Annotated in this window: 12 protein-coding genes; 8 read left to right on the top strand and 4 right to left on the bottom strand. The window is 60.3% G+C overall.

What is annotated here, in order from left to right; translation table 11 throughout:
• Positions 1-29: 29 nt before the first annotated feature.
• Entirely contained in the window at positions 30-308 is a 279-nt protein-coding gene (locus tag FHL07_RS08760) for a YheV family putative zinc ribbon protein (RefSeq protein ID WP_094999759.1), read from the bottom strand.
• Complete coding sequence (prlC, locus tag FHL07_RS08755) at positions 305-2,383, bottom strand: oligopeptidase A (protein WP_153326711.1); 2,079 nt, start codon at positions 2,381-2,383, stop codon at positions 305-307. The genes FHL07_RS08760 and prlC overlap by 4 nt, the downstream gene beginning before the upstream one ends.
• A gap of 75 nt (positions 2,384-2,458) precedes the next feature.
• Between prlC and FHL07_RS08750 the strand changes: the two genes are divergently transcribed.
• The gene (locus tag FHL07_RS08750; RefSeq protein WP_095017850.1) at positions 2,459-3,007 is read left to right on the top strand and encodes a gamma carbonic anhydrase family protein; all 549 of its coding nucleotides are present in this window, start codon (positions 2,459-2,461) and stop codon (positions 3,005-3,007) included.
• Positions 3,008-3,029: 22 nt separating this feature from the next.
• Positions 3,030-3,677 (top strand): HAD family hydrolase, encoded by a 648-nt coding sequence (locus FHL07_RS08745; RefSeq protein WP_095024863.1) that lies wholly within the window; start codon positions 3,030-3,032, stop codon positions 3,675-3,677.
• 100 nt (positions 3,678-3,777) lie between these two features.
• On the opposite strand, the gene FHL07_RS08740 is transcribed toward FHL07_RS08745, so the two are convergent.
• Entirely contained in the window at positions 3,778-4,257 is a 480-nt protein-coding gene (locus tag FHL07_RS08740; protein ID WP_094999762.1) for an Mpo1 family 2-hydroxy fatty acid dioxygenase, read from the bottom strand.
• Between the two features lie 121 nt (positions 4,258-4,378).
• Here FHL07_RS08740 and FHL07_RS08735 point away from each other — a divergent pair, with 121 nt between their 5' ends.
• The 3 genes from FHL07_RS08735 to FHL07_RS08725 all read left to right on the top strand — a co-directional run bounded on the left by FHL07_RS08735 (position 4,379) and on the right by FHL07_RS08725 (position 6,912).
• A complete protein-coding gene (locus FHL07_RS08735; protein ID WP_094999763.1) occupies positions 4,379-4,960 on the top strand; it encodes an alpha/beta hydrolase in 582 nt (193 codons plus the stop codon).
• Between the two features lie 49 nt (positions 4,961-5,009).
• On the top strand, positions 5,010-5,906 hold the full coding sequence (locus tag FHL07_RS08730; protein ID WP_094999764.1) for a sigma 54-interacting transcriptional regulator: 897 nt from the start codon (positions 5,010-5,012) through the stop codon (positions 5,904-5,906).
• A 223-nt stretch (positions 5,907-6,129) separates the two neighbouring features.
• Positions 6,130-6,912 carry a MetQ/NlpA family ABC transporter substrate-binding protein gene (locus tag FHL07_RS08725; RefSeq protein WP_138738386.1) on the top strand — a complete coding sequence of 261 codons (783 nt, stop codon included), beginning with the start codon at positions 6,130-6,132 and terminating at the stop codon, positions 6,910-6,912.
• A gap of 51 nt (positions 6,913-6,963) precedes the next feature.
• Here FHL07_RS08725 and FHL07_RS08720 read toward each other — a convergent pair whose 3' ends face one another.
• Positions 6,964-8,127: an AAA family ATPase gene (locus FHL07_RS08720; RefSeq protein ID WP_095017847.1), complete on the bottom strand. Its 1,164-nt coding sequence runs from the start codon at positions 8,125-8,127 to the stop codon at positions 6,964-6,966.
• 117 nt (positions 8,128-8,244) lie between these two features.
• Between FHL07_RS08720 and FHL07_RS08715 the strand changes: the two genes are divergently transcribed.
• From FHL07_RS08715 to FHL07_RS08705, 3 genes are read left to right on the top strand one after another with little or no spacing between them, the layout of a single operon-like run.
• On the top strand, positions 8,245-9,336 hold the full coding sequence (locus tag FHL07_RS08715; RefSeq protein WP_138738385.1) for an efflux RND transporter periplasmic adaptor subunit: 1,092 nt from the start codon (positions 8,245-8,247) through the stop codon (positions 9,334-9,336).
• Positions 9,333-10,400: an efflux RND transporter periplasmic adaptor subunit gene (locus FHL07_RS08710; protein ID WP_094999768.1), complete on the top strand. Its 1,068-nt coding sequence runs from the start codon at positions 9,333-9,335 to the stop codon at positions 10,398-10,400. Before FHL07_RS08715 ends, FHL07_RS08710 begins: the two co-directional genes overlap by 4 nt.
• On the top strand, positions 10,397-13,459 hold the full coding sequence (locus tag FHL07_RS08705; RefSeq protein ID WP_095017844.1) for an efflux RND transporter permease subunit: 3,063 nt from the start codon (positions 10,397-10,399) through the stop codon (positions 13,457-13,459). The genes FHL07_RS08710 and FHL07_RS08705 overlap by 4 nt, the downstream gene beginning before the upstream one ends.
• The last annotated feature ends 59 nt before the right edge of the window (positions 13,460-13,518 follow it).

Raw genomic sequence — 13,518 nt, 5'->3', positions numbered from 1 at the left:
GGAGGGAGAGGGTGAGGGGCTGTTGATCTTCAGGGCTTTTTCAGTTTCGGATTAGGAAAAAACTGCACCGCCTGCACCTTGGGATCCGGTGCTTTTTTCAGCGCTGACGTATTGACCCGCGTACCCAACTCCTTGGGCACCGACAAACCCTGTTCATTCAACGTATCCGAATAACCGCAGGCCACGCATTCGCGGTGCGGCACTTCGTCTTCGTTCCACATCATCAACTTGTCAGGTTCGCTGCACGCCGGGCAGACAGCCCCGGCGATAAAGCGTTTTTTGCTCACGTTCACCGGTGCATCACTCATGCTGCCGAGTCCTCGGTCAGGCCGCTGTGACGCAACAGGGCGTCAATCGACGGCTCACGGCCACGGAAGTCCTTGAACAGCTCCATCGGGGCCTTCGAGCCGCCACGGGCCAGGATCGCCTGGCGGAACGCTTTGCCGGTGTGCGGGTTGAACACGCCTTCTTCTTCAAAACGCGAGAACGCATCGGCCGACAGCACTTCTGCCCACTTGTAGCTGTAGTAACCCGCGGCGTAACCGCCGGCGAAAATATGCGCAAAGCTGTTCGGGAAGCGATTGTAGGCAGGCGGACGCATCACCGAAACTTCGTCGCGGATGCCGTCAAGCACCTGCGCAACGCTGCGACCGTCACCGTGGGTGGCGTGCAGTTCGAAGTCAAACAACGAGAACTCCAGCTGACGAATCATCATCAGCCCGGACTGGAAGTTCTTGGCTGCGAGCATTTTATCCAGCAGGTCTTTTGGCAGTGCTTCGCCGGTTTCGTAGTGGCTGGAAATCAGCGCCAGGCCTTCAGGTTCCCAGCACCAGTTCTCCATGAACTGGCTCGGCAGTTCGACCGCATCCCAGGCTACGCCGTTGATGCCCGACACACCCGCGTGTTCGATCTCGGTCAGCATATGGTGCAAGCCGTGGCCGAATTCGTGGAACAGGGTGGTCACTTCGTCGTGGGTCAGCAGTGCAGGCTTGCCCGCAACGGCTGGAGTGAAGTTGCACACCAGGTTGGCCACCGGGCTTTGCAGCTTGCCGGCTGCGGTGCGGCGACGGTCGCGAGCACCGTCCATCCAGGCACCGCCACGCTTGTTGGCGCGGGCATAGAGGTCGAAGAAGAAGCGCCCGACGTGCTGGCCGTTTTCCTTGATTTCGAACAGGCGAACATCCGGGTGCCAGGTATCGAAACCTTTGATTTCGGCAATTTCGATGCCGTACAGGCGCTGGACAATGGCGAACAGCCCGCCCAGTACCTTGTCGATCGGGAAGTAGGCGCGCAGGGCTTCTTGCGACACGCTGTAGCGCTGCTCACGCAGTTTTTCGCCAAAGAAGCCGGTGTCCCAGCTTTTCAGCTCAGGGGTGCCTTGCTCGCTGGCGTAGGCTTGCAGTTGCTCAAGGTCGCGGGCAGCGAACGGCTTGCTGCGCTTGGCCAGGTCACGCAGGAAGGTCAGCACCTGATCCGGTGTCTCGGCCATTTTGGTGGCCAGGCTCAGCTCGGCGAAGCTGGCAAAACCCAGCAGCTTGGCCAGCTCCTGACGCAGGTCGAGAATTTCTTCCATTACCGGGCCGTTGTCGAACTTGCCGGCATTCGGGCCCTGGTCCGAGGCGCGGGTGCAGTAAGCCGCGTAGACTTCTTCGCGCAGGGCGCGGTCTTCGGCGTAGGTCATCACCGGGAAGTAGCTGGGGAACTCGAGGCTGATCAGCCAGCCGTCCAGGCCCTTGGCCTGTGCGGCAGCCGCCATTTGCGCCTTGGCCGAGTCGGTCAGGCCCGCCAGTGCTGTTTCGTCGGTGATGTGCTTGGTCCAGGCCTGGGTGGCGTCCAGCAACTGGTTGGAGAACTTGCTGCCCAACTCGGAAAGCTTGCTTTGTACCTCGGCGTAACGCTTTTGCTCGGCCTCCGGCAGGTCGATACCCGACAGGCGGAAGTCGCGCAGCGAATGCTCAAGAATGGTTTTCTGGGCCTGGTCGAAGTCGCCGACTTGCGGGCTGTGGGCCAGGGCTTCAAAGGCCTGGAACAGTTCGCGGTTCTGGCCCATCTCGGTGGAGTAAGCGCTCAATGCCGGCAGGCAGGCCTCATAGGCTTCACGCAGCTCTGCGCTGTTGCACACCGCGTTAAGGTGGCTGACCGGGCTCCAGGCCGCGCCCAGCCGGTCGTTCAACTCATCCATCGCCAATACCAGGCCTGCCCATGTCGGGTTCTGGCCCTGATCCTTGAGGATGGCTTGAATGCCGGCACGGTTGTCGGCGAGGATCTGCTCGATGGCCGGCTGTACGTGCTCAGGACGGATCGCCGAGAACGGCGGCAGGTCATAGGGCTGCAATAGAGGGTTGTTCTCGCTCACGTTTGGCACCTTGGCTGGAAGAAACATTGGCTCATCTTAATTACAATCGACGCTGACCGCAGCATTGCAACGCCCTATTACGGCTAAAGAAGGAAGCTATTTGTGTCCATTCGTCCATTCCAGCAGCACACACCGACCTTGGGCGAGCGTGCCTTTGTCGATCGCTCGGCGGTGGTGATCGGTGACGTCGAAATCGGCGCCGACAGTTCCATCTGGCCACTGACCGTGATTCGCGGCGATATGCACCGCATCCGCATCGGTGCGCGCACCAGCGTGCAGGACGGTTGCGTACTCCACATCACCCACGCCGGGCCCTTCAACCCTGAAGGCTTCCCGCTGCTGATCGGTGATGACGTGACCATCGCCCACAAAGTCATGTTGCACGGCTGTAACGTGGGCAGCCGCATCCTGATCGGCATGGGTAGCATCGTGATGGACGGCGCCGTGATTGAAGACGACGTGATCGTCGGCGCGGGCAGTCTGGTGCCACCGGGCAAACGCCTGGCCAGCGGCTTTCTGTATGTGGGCAGCCCGGTGAAGCAAGTGCGCGAATTGACCGAAAAAGAAAAGGCCTTCTTTACCTACAGTGCCGGCAATTACGTCAAGCTCAAGGACCAGCACTTGGCCGAAGGCTACGCCCAGCCCGTTTAAGCCCCCCTTTTTGGAGCCCTGCATGCATTACCAGAACGTATTGTTCGACCTCGATGGCACCCTGACCGACCCACGGGAAGGGATCACCCGCTCGATCCAGTTCGGTTTGAGCAAACTGGGCATTGATGAGCCAGACCTGAGCAAACTCGAGCACTTTATCGGCCCGCCGCTGCTGCAACAGTTCATGGCCAGTTATGGCTTCGACGAGGCGAAGGCGTGGGAGGCGATGGGCTTTTACCGCGAGCGTTTTGCCGTGACCGGGCTGTACGAAAATGAAGTGTTCGAGGGTGTCACTCCCTTGCTGGAAGAGCTGGTTGCACAGGGCCGCCAACTGTTTATCGCTACCTCAAAGCCGCATATCTATGCCCGCGAAATTGCCCGCCACTTTGATTTCGCCAGGCACTTCAAGGTGATCTACGGTAGCGAGCTGGACGGTACCCGCACCAACAAGGTTGAGCTGATTGCCCATCTGGTCAACGAACAAGGACTGGACCCGGCGCAAACCCTGATGATCGGTGATCGCAAGCACGACCTGATCGGTGCCCGCGACAACGGCATGGACGCAGCGGCGGTGGGCTATGGCTTTGGCAGCTTTGAAGAGCTGAACTCGTTTGCACCCAAGTACCACTTCGAAACCCTGGCGCAGTTGCATCAGGCGTTCAAACACTGACCTGCCCTTGTGGGAGCGGGCTTGCCCGCGATGGCCACGACGCGGTGACTCTTTCACCCTGCGGTGGCCCAATCGCGAGCAAGCCCGCTCCCACAATGCGCTAACCGGCGCGCAGCGCCATCTCTCGACGCAAATCCTCGCGCCAGCCCAGCAAAAACCCCAGTTCCACCACCACGAACAGCGGTCCCACGATCAGCCCGGTGACGTCATCGATAAACGCCGGCTTGCGCCCCTCGTAATAGTGCCCGACAAACTGGAACACCCAGCCCACCACAAACAGTCCAATGCCCCAGCCCAGCCAGGCAGCGGTGCCCAACCCCGCCAGCGCGTGCCCCAGCCACACCGTCAAAGCCAGCAGCAGCGTCATCAACAACCCCAGGCGCAACTCAAGGCGCAGGTAAAACACGGCACTGGCCAGCATCACCAGCACTGCCGGTGAAATACCCATCCATTGCGGGCGCGACAGCAGCGTTGCAACGGCAATCACGATCAGCGGGATGCCCACGAAATGCGTGGCGATATTGTGCGGGTCGCGGTGATAGGCAGCATATTGGCTCAAATGGTCGACCAGGCTTTTCATGGTGCAGAACCCTCAAGTTTTTATTTTTAGTTATAAACAAATAGCTTCTTATTCCTTAGCGAATCTAAAAACCGTCCCTATACTGACTCGGTAACACACATACCGCTGGAGGCGCACACCCATGGGCAACGATTCGATTCGCTATTTGATAGTGCCGGGCTGGCAAGGTTCGTCCGACGATCATTGGCAAACCCACTGGCAAAACAGCTTGCCGAACAGTGCCCGGGTGGAGCAGGCCGACTGGCTGACGCCCCGCCGCGAAGACTGGATCGCCGCCCTGGCCGAAGCCATTGCTGCCGACAGCACCCCCGTGATCCTGATCGCCCACAGCCTGGGTTGCATTACCGTAGCCCATTGGGCCGAGCGTGCGCCAGAAAGCCTGTTAAACCAAGTGCGCGGCGCGTTGCTGGTGGCCCCGGCAGACGTCGAGCGCCCGGCCTGTGCGCCGGCCTTGCGCAACTTTGCCCCGATCCCGACCCGGTCGTTGCCTTTTCCAAGCCACATCGTCAGCTCGGATAACGATGGTGCTGTCAGCGCGCCACGGGCTATGGAATTTGCCCGTCAATGGGGCGCCGAGATCGGCATCATCAGCGGCGCCGGGCATATCAACGTTAAATCCGGACACCAGCGCTGGGAGCAAGGCTTCGCCTTTTTATACCGCCTGCAAACCCGTATCGAGCACGGCGCCCTGCGTCGCGCGTGAATTCCTGTAACGCCCGCGCCCACCCTCCGGCGGCGGGCGGGAGCCTGCCATGAGCCTGCATGAAACCTTCGGTCAGCCGCTGCTGACCTTTCCTGACGCGGAAAAAAGCCCGCTGAGCATTCGCGCCAAAGCGCTGGTGTTTGTCGACCCCCGCTCGCGCCAATTACGCAACGATCTGGAGCTGCTCGCGCCGCGCGCCTTGCCCGTGCTGATTCGTGGTGAAACCGGCAGCGGCAAAGAGCTGCTCGCTCGACATATCCACCGCGCCAGTGACCGCACCGGCCTGTTTGTGTCAGTCAATTGCGGTGCCATCAGCCCCACTTACGCTGACGCCGAGCTGTTTGGCTATGCCGCCGGAACACACAGCAGTTCGGCCAGCAGCCGCGCCGGGTGGTTTGGTTCGGCCAATGGCGGGACTCTTTATCTGGACGAAATCGGCGACTTGCCATGGGCAATCCAGACCAAGCTGCTGGCGGCCCTGGAAACCCACGAAGTTACCCGTGTGGGCGCCCATCAACCGAGCCCGGTGGACGTGCGCCTGGTGGCGGCCACCAGTATCGATCTGGCGCAGGCGGTGGCTGCCGGAAAATTCCACGAGCGGCTGTATCACTACCTCAGCGAAGGGCGGCTGGACTTGCCCGCGTTGCGCGAGCGGCCGGGAGACATCCTTTCGCTGGCCGAATATTTCCTGGGCATTTACAGCCAGCGCCTGAACCTGCCCGTGCCGTTTATCAGCGACAGAGCCCAGCGGGTACTTGAGCGCCACAGCTGGCCGGGCAATACCCGTGAGCTGGAAAACGTGATTCATTTTGCATTACTGGTCAGCACCGGCGAGGAGATCCAGCCCGAGCACTTGAACCTGCCTGACGCCCTGAGCCAGATCGAGCTGTTTATAAAAGGCGCCACGGCACAGGAGTTGGCGGCGATCAGGCAGTTGTTGCCTTGACCCTGTGGGAGCGGGCTGCCCGCGATGGCAGCGACGCGGTGTATCTGTCACACCACGGCGTTCCTATCGCGGGCAAGCCCGCTCCCCAAAAAAAACTCAAGTGAACAAAATGGCATAAGAAGCTGAATAAATATTATTGTTCTGGAATAAAGAAACTCGGTATTGTCCGCTTCGTCTTCCAGGAAAACCGTCATACGAACGGTCACACACATAAGGGTATCGCATGAAAAAGGTTCTGTTGTTTACCGCATTGGCGGCTGCTTTGACTGCAGGCCTGGCACAGGCTGGCGAAAAACTGGTGGTTGCCGCTACGCCGGTGCCTCACGCCGAAATCCTTGAGCTGATCAAACCAACCCTCGCCAAAGAAGGCGTGGATCTGGAAATCAAAGTGTTCACCGATTATGTGCAACCCAACGTGCAAGTGGCCGAAAAACACCTGGACGCCAACTACTTCCAGACCGTTCCATACCTGGAAAGCTTCAATAAAGGCAAAGGCACCAACCTGACCACCGTGATCGGTGTTCACGTTGAACCCTTCGGTGGCTACTCGAAGAAAGTCAAAAACCTGTCCGAGCTTAAAGACGGCGCAACCATCGCTATCCCTAACGAAGGCAGCAACAGCGGCCGTGCCCTGATCCTGCTGCAAAAGGCCGGTCTGATCGAACTCAAAGACCCGACCAACGCTGTGTCGACCCCGAAGGACATCGCCAAGAACCCGCACAACTTCAAGTTCAAGGAACTTGAGTCCGCACTGCTGCCACGGGTGCTGGACCAGGTTGACCTGGACATGATCAACACCAACTACGCGCTGGAAGCAGGCCTGAACCCGGCCACTGACGCGCTGATCATCGAAGGTGCTGATTCGCCATACGTGAACTTCCTGGTTGCCCGCCCTGACAACAAGGACAGCGTCGCAATCCAGAAGCTGGCCAAGGCCCTGACCAGCCCTGAAGTAAAAGCCTTTATTGCTGAAAAATACAAAGGTGCGGTACTGCCAGCGTTCTGATTACACGCCAGGCTACTGAAAACGCCGACGGCTTTTATAGCGTCGGCGTTTTTATTTGTCGGGCCAATACCAGGCGGGCTGGTCCAGCATGCGTTGGCCGACCACTTCTGTCTGGCCAAGGTTTTTTTCCAGCACGATGCAGTTGCACTCAGGGTCTTGTTGCAGGGCGGCGATCAGACGCCGGGCATGGGATACCACCCACACCTGCGAGTGCTGCGAAGCACTGATGATCAGCCGCGCCAGCGCGGGCAACAAGTCGGGGTGCAGGCTGGTTTCCGGTTCGTTGAGCACCATCATGCTCGGCGGACGCGGGGTCAGCAAAGCCGCAACCAGCAGCAGATAGCGCAAGGTACCGTCCGAGAGCTCGGCGGCAGACAACGGGCGCAACAGCCCCTCTTGATAAAACTCGATATAAAAATGCCCGCCGGGCACACATTCGATTTCCAGCCGTGCGCCAGGGAATGCATCGCTGATCGCGGCATGCAAGGCTTCAGGGTTGCCGACCTCAAGGATTGTTTGCAACGCAGCGGCCAGATCATGGCCATCGTGATGCAGCACCGGCGTACGCGTGCCCAGTTGTGGTTGGCGCACAGGCGCGTCGGGGTCGGTGCGAAAGTGATCGTAAAAACGCCAGCCACGGATGGACTCGCGCAACTGCAACACTTCAGGGGATGCCTGCAAGCTGCCGACCTGATCGAACAGGCTGTCGAAAAGCGGCGTGTGCTGTGCCAACACCTGCCAGTTGCGGCCGTCACGGGCGCGGATCATGGGGCCTTTACGTTCAACCAGCTCGCTGGCCGGGCGGTAAAAAGGCCCTGCCCAGAGGCTCTCATGCTTGATCTGCGGGTCGAGGTTGAACTGCGTGCGTCCAGGTATCGGCAAGCCCAGGGCGATGGCGTAGCTGAAGTCTTCTCCGGCAAAACCAAGGCGCAGGCGCTTGGTTTCCTGGCGCACGCTGGCGTTGACATCAACCTCGCCCAGCTTCATGCGGCGGGAGATCACCTCAGGCCCGGCCCAGAACGTCGAGCTCAGGCCGCCTTCACGGGCCAGGGCATTGACCACACCCCCCTGGGCGGTTTCGGCCAACAAGCGCAGGGCGCGATAAAGGTTGGATTTGCCACTGCCATTGGGGCCGGTGATCAGATTCAGCCGGGCCAGGGGCACCACCAACTGATTGATGGAACGGTAGTTGGCCACGGCCAGGGTGGTGAGCATGGGGTGACCTCATTTCGTGAAACTGATAGGCGGTAATAGAGTCCCACAGACGCTGAACACTGTTCTACGCTATCAACCGTATCCGCATGTTAAACGGCATCACGCAAAGGAGCTTGCATGGCTGGTCCACTGAACACGGGCATTTTGGGCTTGAGCCTGTTGGCGCTTCTCACCGCGTGCGGCAAGGAGGGCCCCAAAGAGCCTCTGTCCCCCCGGGTGTATGTGCAACAGGTGAGTACCCGTGAGTTCGCCCCACCGATCCAGCTCAGCGGTGATATTCAGGCCCGGGTCGAAACCCAGCTGTCATTCCGGGTGGGTGGCAAGATTATCGAGCGCAAGGTGGATGTAGGTGACCATATCCAGGCCCATCAGGTGCTGGCCCGTCTCGACCCCAAAGACCTGAAGATCCAGGTCGAGACCGCCCAGGCCAGCGTTAACGCGCAACAGGCGCAAGTGGTGCAAACCCGCGCGGCGTTTGTGCGTCAGCAAAAGCTGCTGCCAAAGGGCTACACCAGCCAAAGCGAATACGATGCTGCCAATGCCGCCCAACTGAGCGCCAAAAGTGCCCTCGCAGCGGCCCAGGCGCAATTGGCCAACGCCCGCGAACAACTGAGTTACAGCAACCTGGAGGCCGAGGCACCGGGCATCATCACCGCGCGCCAGGCCGAAGTCGGGCAGGTGGTACAGGCCACCATGCCGATTTTTACCCTGGCCCGCGATGGCGCACGGGATGCCGTATTCAACGTGTATGAATCGCTGTTTATCGAACCCCCCAAAGACCCCACGGTACAGGTCACGCTGCTGAGCGATCCGACAATCAAGGTCAACGGCCAGATCCGTGAAATCACTCCCACGGTTGCGGCACAAAGCGGCACGCTGCAGATCAAGGTGCAGCTCGACGCCTTGCCCAAGAGCATGGACCTGGGCTCGATTGTCAGTGTCAACCTGACCCCGCCGCCCAGCGCCAGCATTGAACTGCCATGGTCGGCCCTGACCAAGGACATCAGCGAGCCCGCCGTATGGATCGCCGACGAGCAAAGCAATGTACGCCTGCAACGGGTCAAGGTCGGGCGCTACCTGACCGGCAGCGTGATCGTCAGCGAAGGCCTCAAGGATGGAGAAAAAGTCGTGGTTGCAGGGGGGCAGTTGTTACACCCGGGCATGAAAGTTGAAATCGTTCCCGCACCGGCCGAAGGGGTGCAGTTATGAGGCGTTTATGGATGATGCCGCTGGCTGCTGCGATGCTGATGGGCTGCTCGGAGAAACAGCCGCCGGAACCCGTTCGCCCGGCGCTGTATGTGATTGCCCGGCCCGAGCTGGTCCAGGATCTGGGCCGCTTTGCTGGCAGTATCGAAGCTCGTTATGAAAGCACCCTGGGCTTTCGTGTTCCGGGGCGCATCGTGCGCCGTTATTACGATGTGGGTGCGGTGGTGAAACAGGGTGACATTCTGGCCAACCTCGACCCCACCGATCAGCAAAATCAGCTGCGTGCGGCCCAGGGTGATCTGGCCAAGGTACAGGCACAATTGATCAACGCCAGGGCCAATGCCCGTCGTCAGCAAGAGCTGTTCGACCGTGGTGTGGGCGCCCAGGCCCAACTGGACACCGCGCAAGCCGACCTCAAGACCACACAGGCTTCGATGCAGCAGGCGCAGGCTGCGGTCAATCAGGCTCAGGACCAGCTCAGCTACTGCAACCTGCGCGCCGACCATGATGCCGTGATTACCCAATGGCATGCCGAGGCCGGGCAAGTGGTGAGCATTGGCCAGGAAGTGGTCACACTGGCCCGCCCTGAAATCAAGGAGGCGGTCATCGACCTCCCGGGTCCGTTGGCCGAAGCACTGCCCAAAGGTATCGAATTCCTCGTCGCCGGCCAGCTCGACCCGACTATCAACACCCGCGCCCATGTCCGCGAAATCGCCCCGCAAGCCGACAGCGCCACCCGCACCCGGCGCACCCGCCTGACACTGGACCAGACGCCGGCGGCATTCCGTCTTGGCAGCTCGGTGAGCGTGACCGTCAGCAGCCCGACAGCCGAGCACTTCCAGCTGCCGCTCACTGCCCTGCAGGAAGTCGACGGCCACAGCCGCGTATGGATCATTGACAGCGCCACTCAAACCGTCAGCCCGCGTGACGTCAGCGTACTGCGCCGCGACGCCCGCAATGTGCTGTTGTCGGGTGGTATCAAAACCGGCGACAGGGTGGTCAGTGCAGGTGTGTACAGCCTCACCCCCGGGCAGAAAGTCAGACTCGATAAGGAAAGCTCGCAATGAATGGGAAGTTCAACCTGTCCGAGTGGGCTCTGAAGCATCAGTCATTTGTCTGGTATTTGATGTTTGTCGCGGTGGTCGCCGGGATTTTTTCATACATCAATCTGGGGCGCGCTGAAGACCCGTCCTTCGCCATCAAAACCATGGTCATCCAGTCCAAATGGCCCGGTGCTACGGTCGACGAAACCCGCCTGCAAATCACCGATCGCATCGAGAAAAAGCTTGAGGAGCTGGATTCTCTCGACTACGTGCAAAGTTACACCCGGCCCGGTGAGTCGACGGTGTTTGTGTTCCTCAAGGACACCACCAAAGCCGATGCCATCCCGCATATCTGGTATGAGGTGCGCAAAAAGATCGGCGACATTCGCGGCGACTTCCCCCAGGGCATTCAAGGCCCGGGGTTCGACGATGAGTTCGGTGATGTCTATGGCACCATTTTCGCCTTCACCGGCGACGGCTTCACCATGCGTCAGCTGCGCGACTATGTAGAGCAAGTGCGCACCGGCATTCGCGATGTACCCAATCGCGGCAAGGTGATGACCATCGGTGAACAGGACGAAACCTTCTACCTGGATTTCTCTACCCGCAAACTGGCAGCTTTGGGCCTCGACCAACAGCACATTCTGGAAAGCCTGCAAGAGCAGAACGCCGTCACTCCCGCCGGGGTAATCGAGGCCGGGCCGGAGCGCATGTCGGTACGCACCTCGGGGCAGTTCCACAGCGTTGAGGATCTGGCCGCCGTGAATCTGCGGGTCAACGACCGTTTTTACCGCCTGGCCGACATTGCCGAAATCACCCGTGGCTACGTCGACCCCGCGGCCCCCATGTTCCATTACAACGGCAAGCCGGCCATTGGTCTGGCAATCGCCATGATTGATGGTGGCAACATTCAGGAGTTCGGCAAGCAACTACAGCAGCGCATCGACGACCTGACCGCGCAGTTACCGGTAGGTGTTGGCGTGCATATGGTGTCCGATCAGGCGCAAGTGGTCGAGGAAGCTGTCAGCGGCTTCACCAGCGCCCTGTTTGAGGCGGTGGTGATTGTACTGGCGGTGAGTTTCATCAGCCTGGGCCTGCGCGCCGGTCTGGTGGTGGCGATCTCGATCCCGTTGGTGCTGGCGCTGGTGTTCGTGTTTATGGAATTTACCGGCATCGCCATGCAGCGCGTGTCGCTGGGTGCGCTGATCATCGCCCTGGGCCTGCTGGTGGACGATGCGATGATCACGGTGGAGATGATGATCACCCGGCTGGAACTTGGGGAAACCAAGGAGCAGGCGGCGACCTTTGCCTATCATTCCACGGCGTTCCCGATGCTCACCGGGACACTGGTGACCGTGGCAGGCTTTGTGCCCATCGGCCTTAACAACAGCTCGGCGGGGGAGTACACCTTCACCCTGTTCGCGGTGATTGCCGTGGCAATGCTGGTGTCGTGGGTGGTGGCCGTGCTGTTCGCGCCGGTGCTGGGCGTGCATATCCTCAGCGCCAAGGTCAAACCCAAGCCCGAGAAACCCGGGCGCCTGGCCCAGGCCTTCGACACCGCGCTGCTGTGGTGCATGCGTTATCGCTGGACGACCATTGGCGCGACAGTGCTGATGTTTGTACTGGCGGTGTTCGGCATGGGCCTGGTGCAGAACCAGTTTTTCCCGGCCTCTGACCGCCCCGAGATTCTGGTGGACCTGAACCTGCCGCAAAACGCTTCGATCCAGGAGACGCTCAAGGTCACCCAGCGTTTTGAGGAGTCGCTCAAGGGCGATGACGATATCGTGCGCTGGAGCTCGTACATCGGTGAAGGCGCGATCCGTTTCTACCTGCCGCTCGATCAGCAACTGCAAAACCCTTTCTATGCCCAGTTGGTGATTGTCAGCAAAGGCCTGGAAAGCCGTGATGCCCTTATCGAACGGCTCAACAAACGCTTGCGCGAGGACTTTGTAGGGGTGGGCAGCTTCGTGCACACCCTGGAACTGGGCCCGCCGGTGGGCCAGCCGCTGCAATATCGGGTCAGCGGGCCGAATATCGACCTGGTGCGCAAGTACTCGATCGACCTGGCCTCGGTGCTCGACGCCAACCCCAATGTCGGTGAAACCATCTTCAACTGGAACGAGCCCGGCAAGGTGCTGCGTATCGACATTGCCCAGGACAAGGCCCGCCAGTTCGGGCTGTCATCCGAAGACGTGGCCCATGTGATGAACAGCATCGTCAGCGGTGCGGCCGTCAGCCAGGTCAAGGACAACATTTACCTGATCAATATCGTCGGGCGGGCCAACAGCAACGAGCGCGGTACCCCGGAAACCCTGCTCAACCTGCAGATCACCACCCCCAGCGGCACCTCGATCCCGCTATTGGCCTTTGCCACGGTGCGCTACGAGCTTGAGCAACCGCTGATCTGGAGCCGTGACCGGATCCCCACCCTGACCCTCAAAGCCTCCGTACGTGGCTCGATGCAGCCGACCGATCTGGTCAAGGTGCTCAAGCCCGAGGTCGACAAGTTCGCCACCAACCTGCCAGAAGGCTACAACGTGCAAACCGGCGGTACGGTAGAGCAGAGCGCCAAGGCCCAGGGTCCGATCGCCAAAGTCGTGCCGTTGATGCTGTTCTTGATGGCAACCTTCCTGATGATCCAGCTGCAAAGCGTGCACAAGATGTTCCTGGTGGTCAGTGTCGCGCCGCTGGGGCTGATCGGTGTGGTGCTGGCGCTGGTGCCCACCGGCACGCCGATGGGCTTTGTAGCGATCCTGGGGATTCTGGCGCTGGTGGGCATCATCGTGCGTAACTCGGTGATCCTGGTGACCCAGATCGACCAGTACGAACGCGACGGCTTCGATCCGTGGCACGCGGTGATGCAAGCCACCCAGCATCGTCGTCGGCCTATTCTGCTGACCGCGGCAGCGGCCAGCCTGGGCATGATTCCGATTGCCCGGGACGTGTTCTGGGGGCCGATGGCCTACGCCATGATCGGCGGCATTCTATCGGCCACCTTGCTCACGCTGTTGTTTTTGCCAGCGCTGTATGTGGCTTCGTACAAGATCAAGGAGAACAAGAACCCGCCGCCAGAACATGCGTAACCCCGTGGGAGCGGGCTTGCTCGCGATTCGGACGACGTGGTCTGACAGACACACCGCGT

This window comes from Pseudomonas sp. FSL W7-0098, assembly GCF_005930585.1.
Classification (GTDB): domain Bacteria; phylum Pseudomonadota; class Gammaproteobacteria; order Pseudomonadales; family Pseudomonadaceae; genus Aquipseudomonas; species Aquipseudomonas bubulae.
The sequence above is the reverse complement of the archived record's forward strand: the minus strand, read 5'-3'. Positions and strand labels throughout refer to the sequence as shown.

Bases quoted from the DNA above. Each gene is read 5' to 3' on its own strand.
- FHL07_RS08760 (WP_094999759.1), bottom strand. From the start codon at position 308: ATGAGTGATGCACCGGTGAACGTGAGCAAAAAACGCTTTATCGCCGGG.
- FHL07_RS08710 (WP_094999768.1), top strand. From the start codon at position 9,333: ATGAGGCGTTTATGGATGATGCCGCTGGCTGCTGCGATGCTGATGGGC.
- FHL07_RS08720 (WP_095017847.1), bottom strand. From the start codon at position 8,127: ATGCTCACCACCCTGGCCGTGGCCAACTACCGTTCCATCAATCAGTTG.
- FHL07_RS08715 (WP_138738385.1), top strand. From the start codon at position 8,245: ATGGCTGGTCCACTGAACACGGGCATTTTGGGCTTGAGCCTGTTGGCG.
- FHL07_RS08740 (WP_094999762.1), bottom strand. From the start codon at position 4,257: ATGAAAAGCCTGGTCGACCATTTGAGCCAATATGCTGCCTATCACCGC.
- FHL07_RS08725 (WP_138738386.1), top strand. From the start codon at position 6,130: ATGAAAAAGGTTCTGTTGTTTACCGCATTGGCGGCTGCTTTGACTGCA.
- FHL07_RS08705 (WP_095017844.1), top strand. From the start codon at position 10,397: ATGAATGGGAAGTTCAACCTGTCCGAGTGGGCTCTGAAGCATCAGTCA.
- FHL07_RS08730 (WP_094999764.1), top strand. From the start codon at position 5,010: ATGAGCCTGCATGAAACCTTCGGTCAGCCGCTGCTGACCTTTCCTGAC.
- prlC (WP_153326711.1), bottom strand. From the start codon at position 2,383: ATGTTTCTTCCAGCCAAGGTGCCAAACGTGAGCGAGAACAACCCTCTA.
- FHL07_RS08745 (WP_095024863.1), top strand. From the start codon at position 3,030: ATGCATTACCAGAACGTATTGTTCGACCTCGATGGCACCCTGACCGAC.
- FHL07_RS08735 (WP_094999763.1), top strand. From the start codon at position 4,379: ATGGGCAACGATTCGATTCGCTATTTGATAGTGCCGGGCTGGCAAGGT.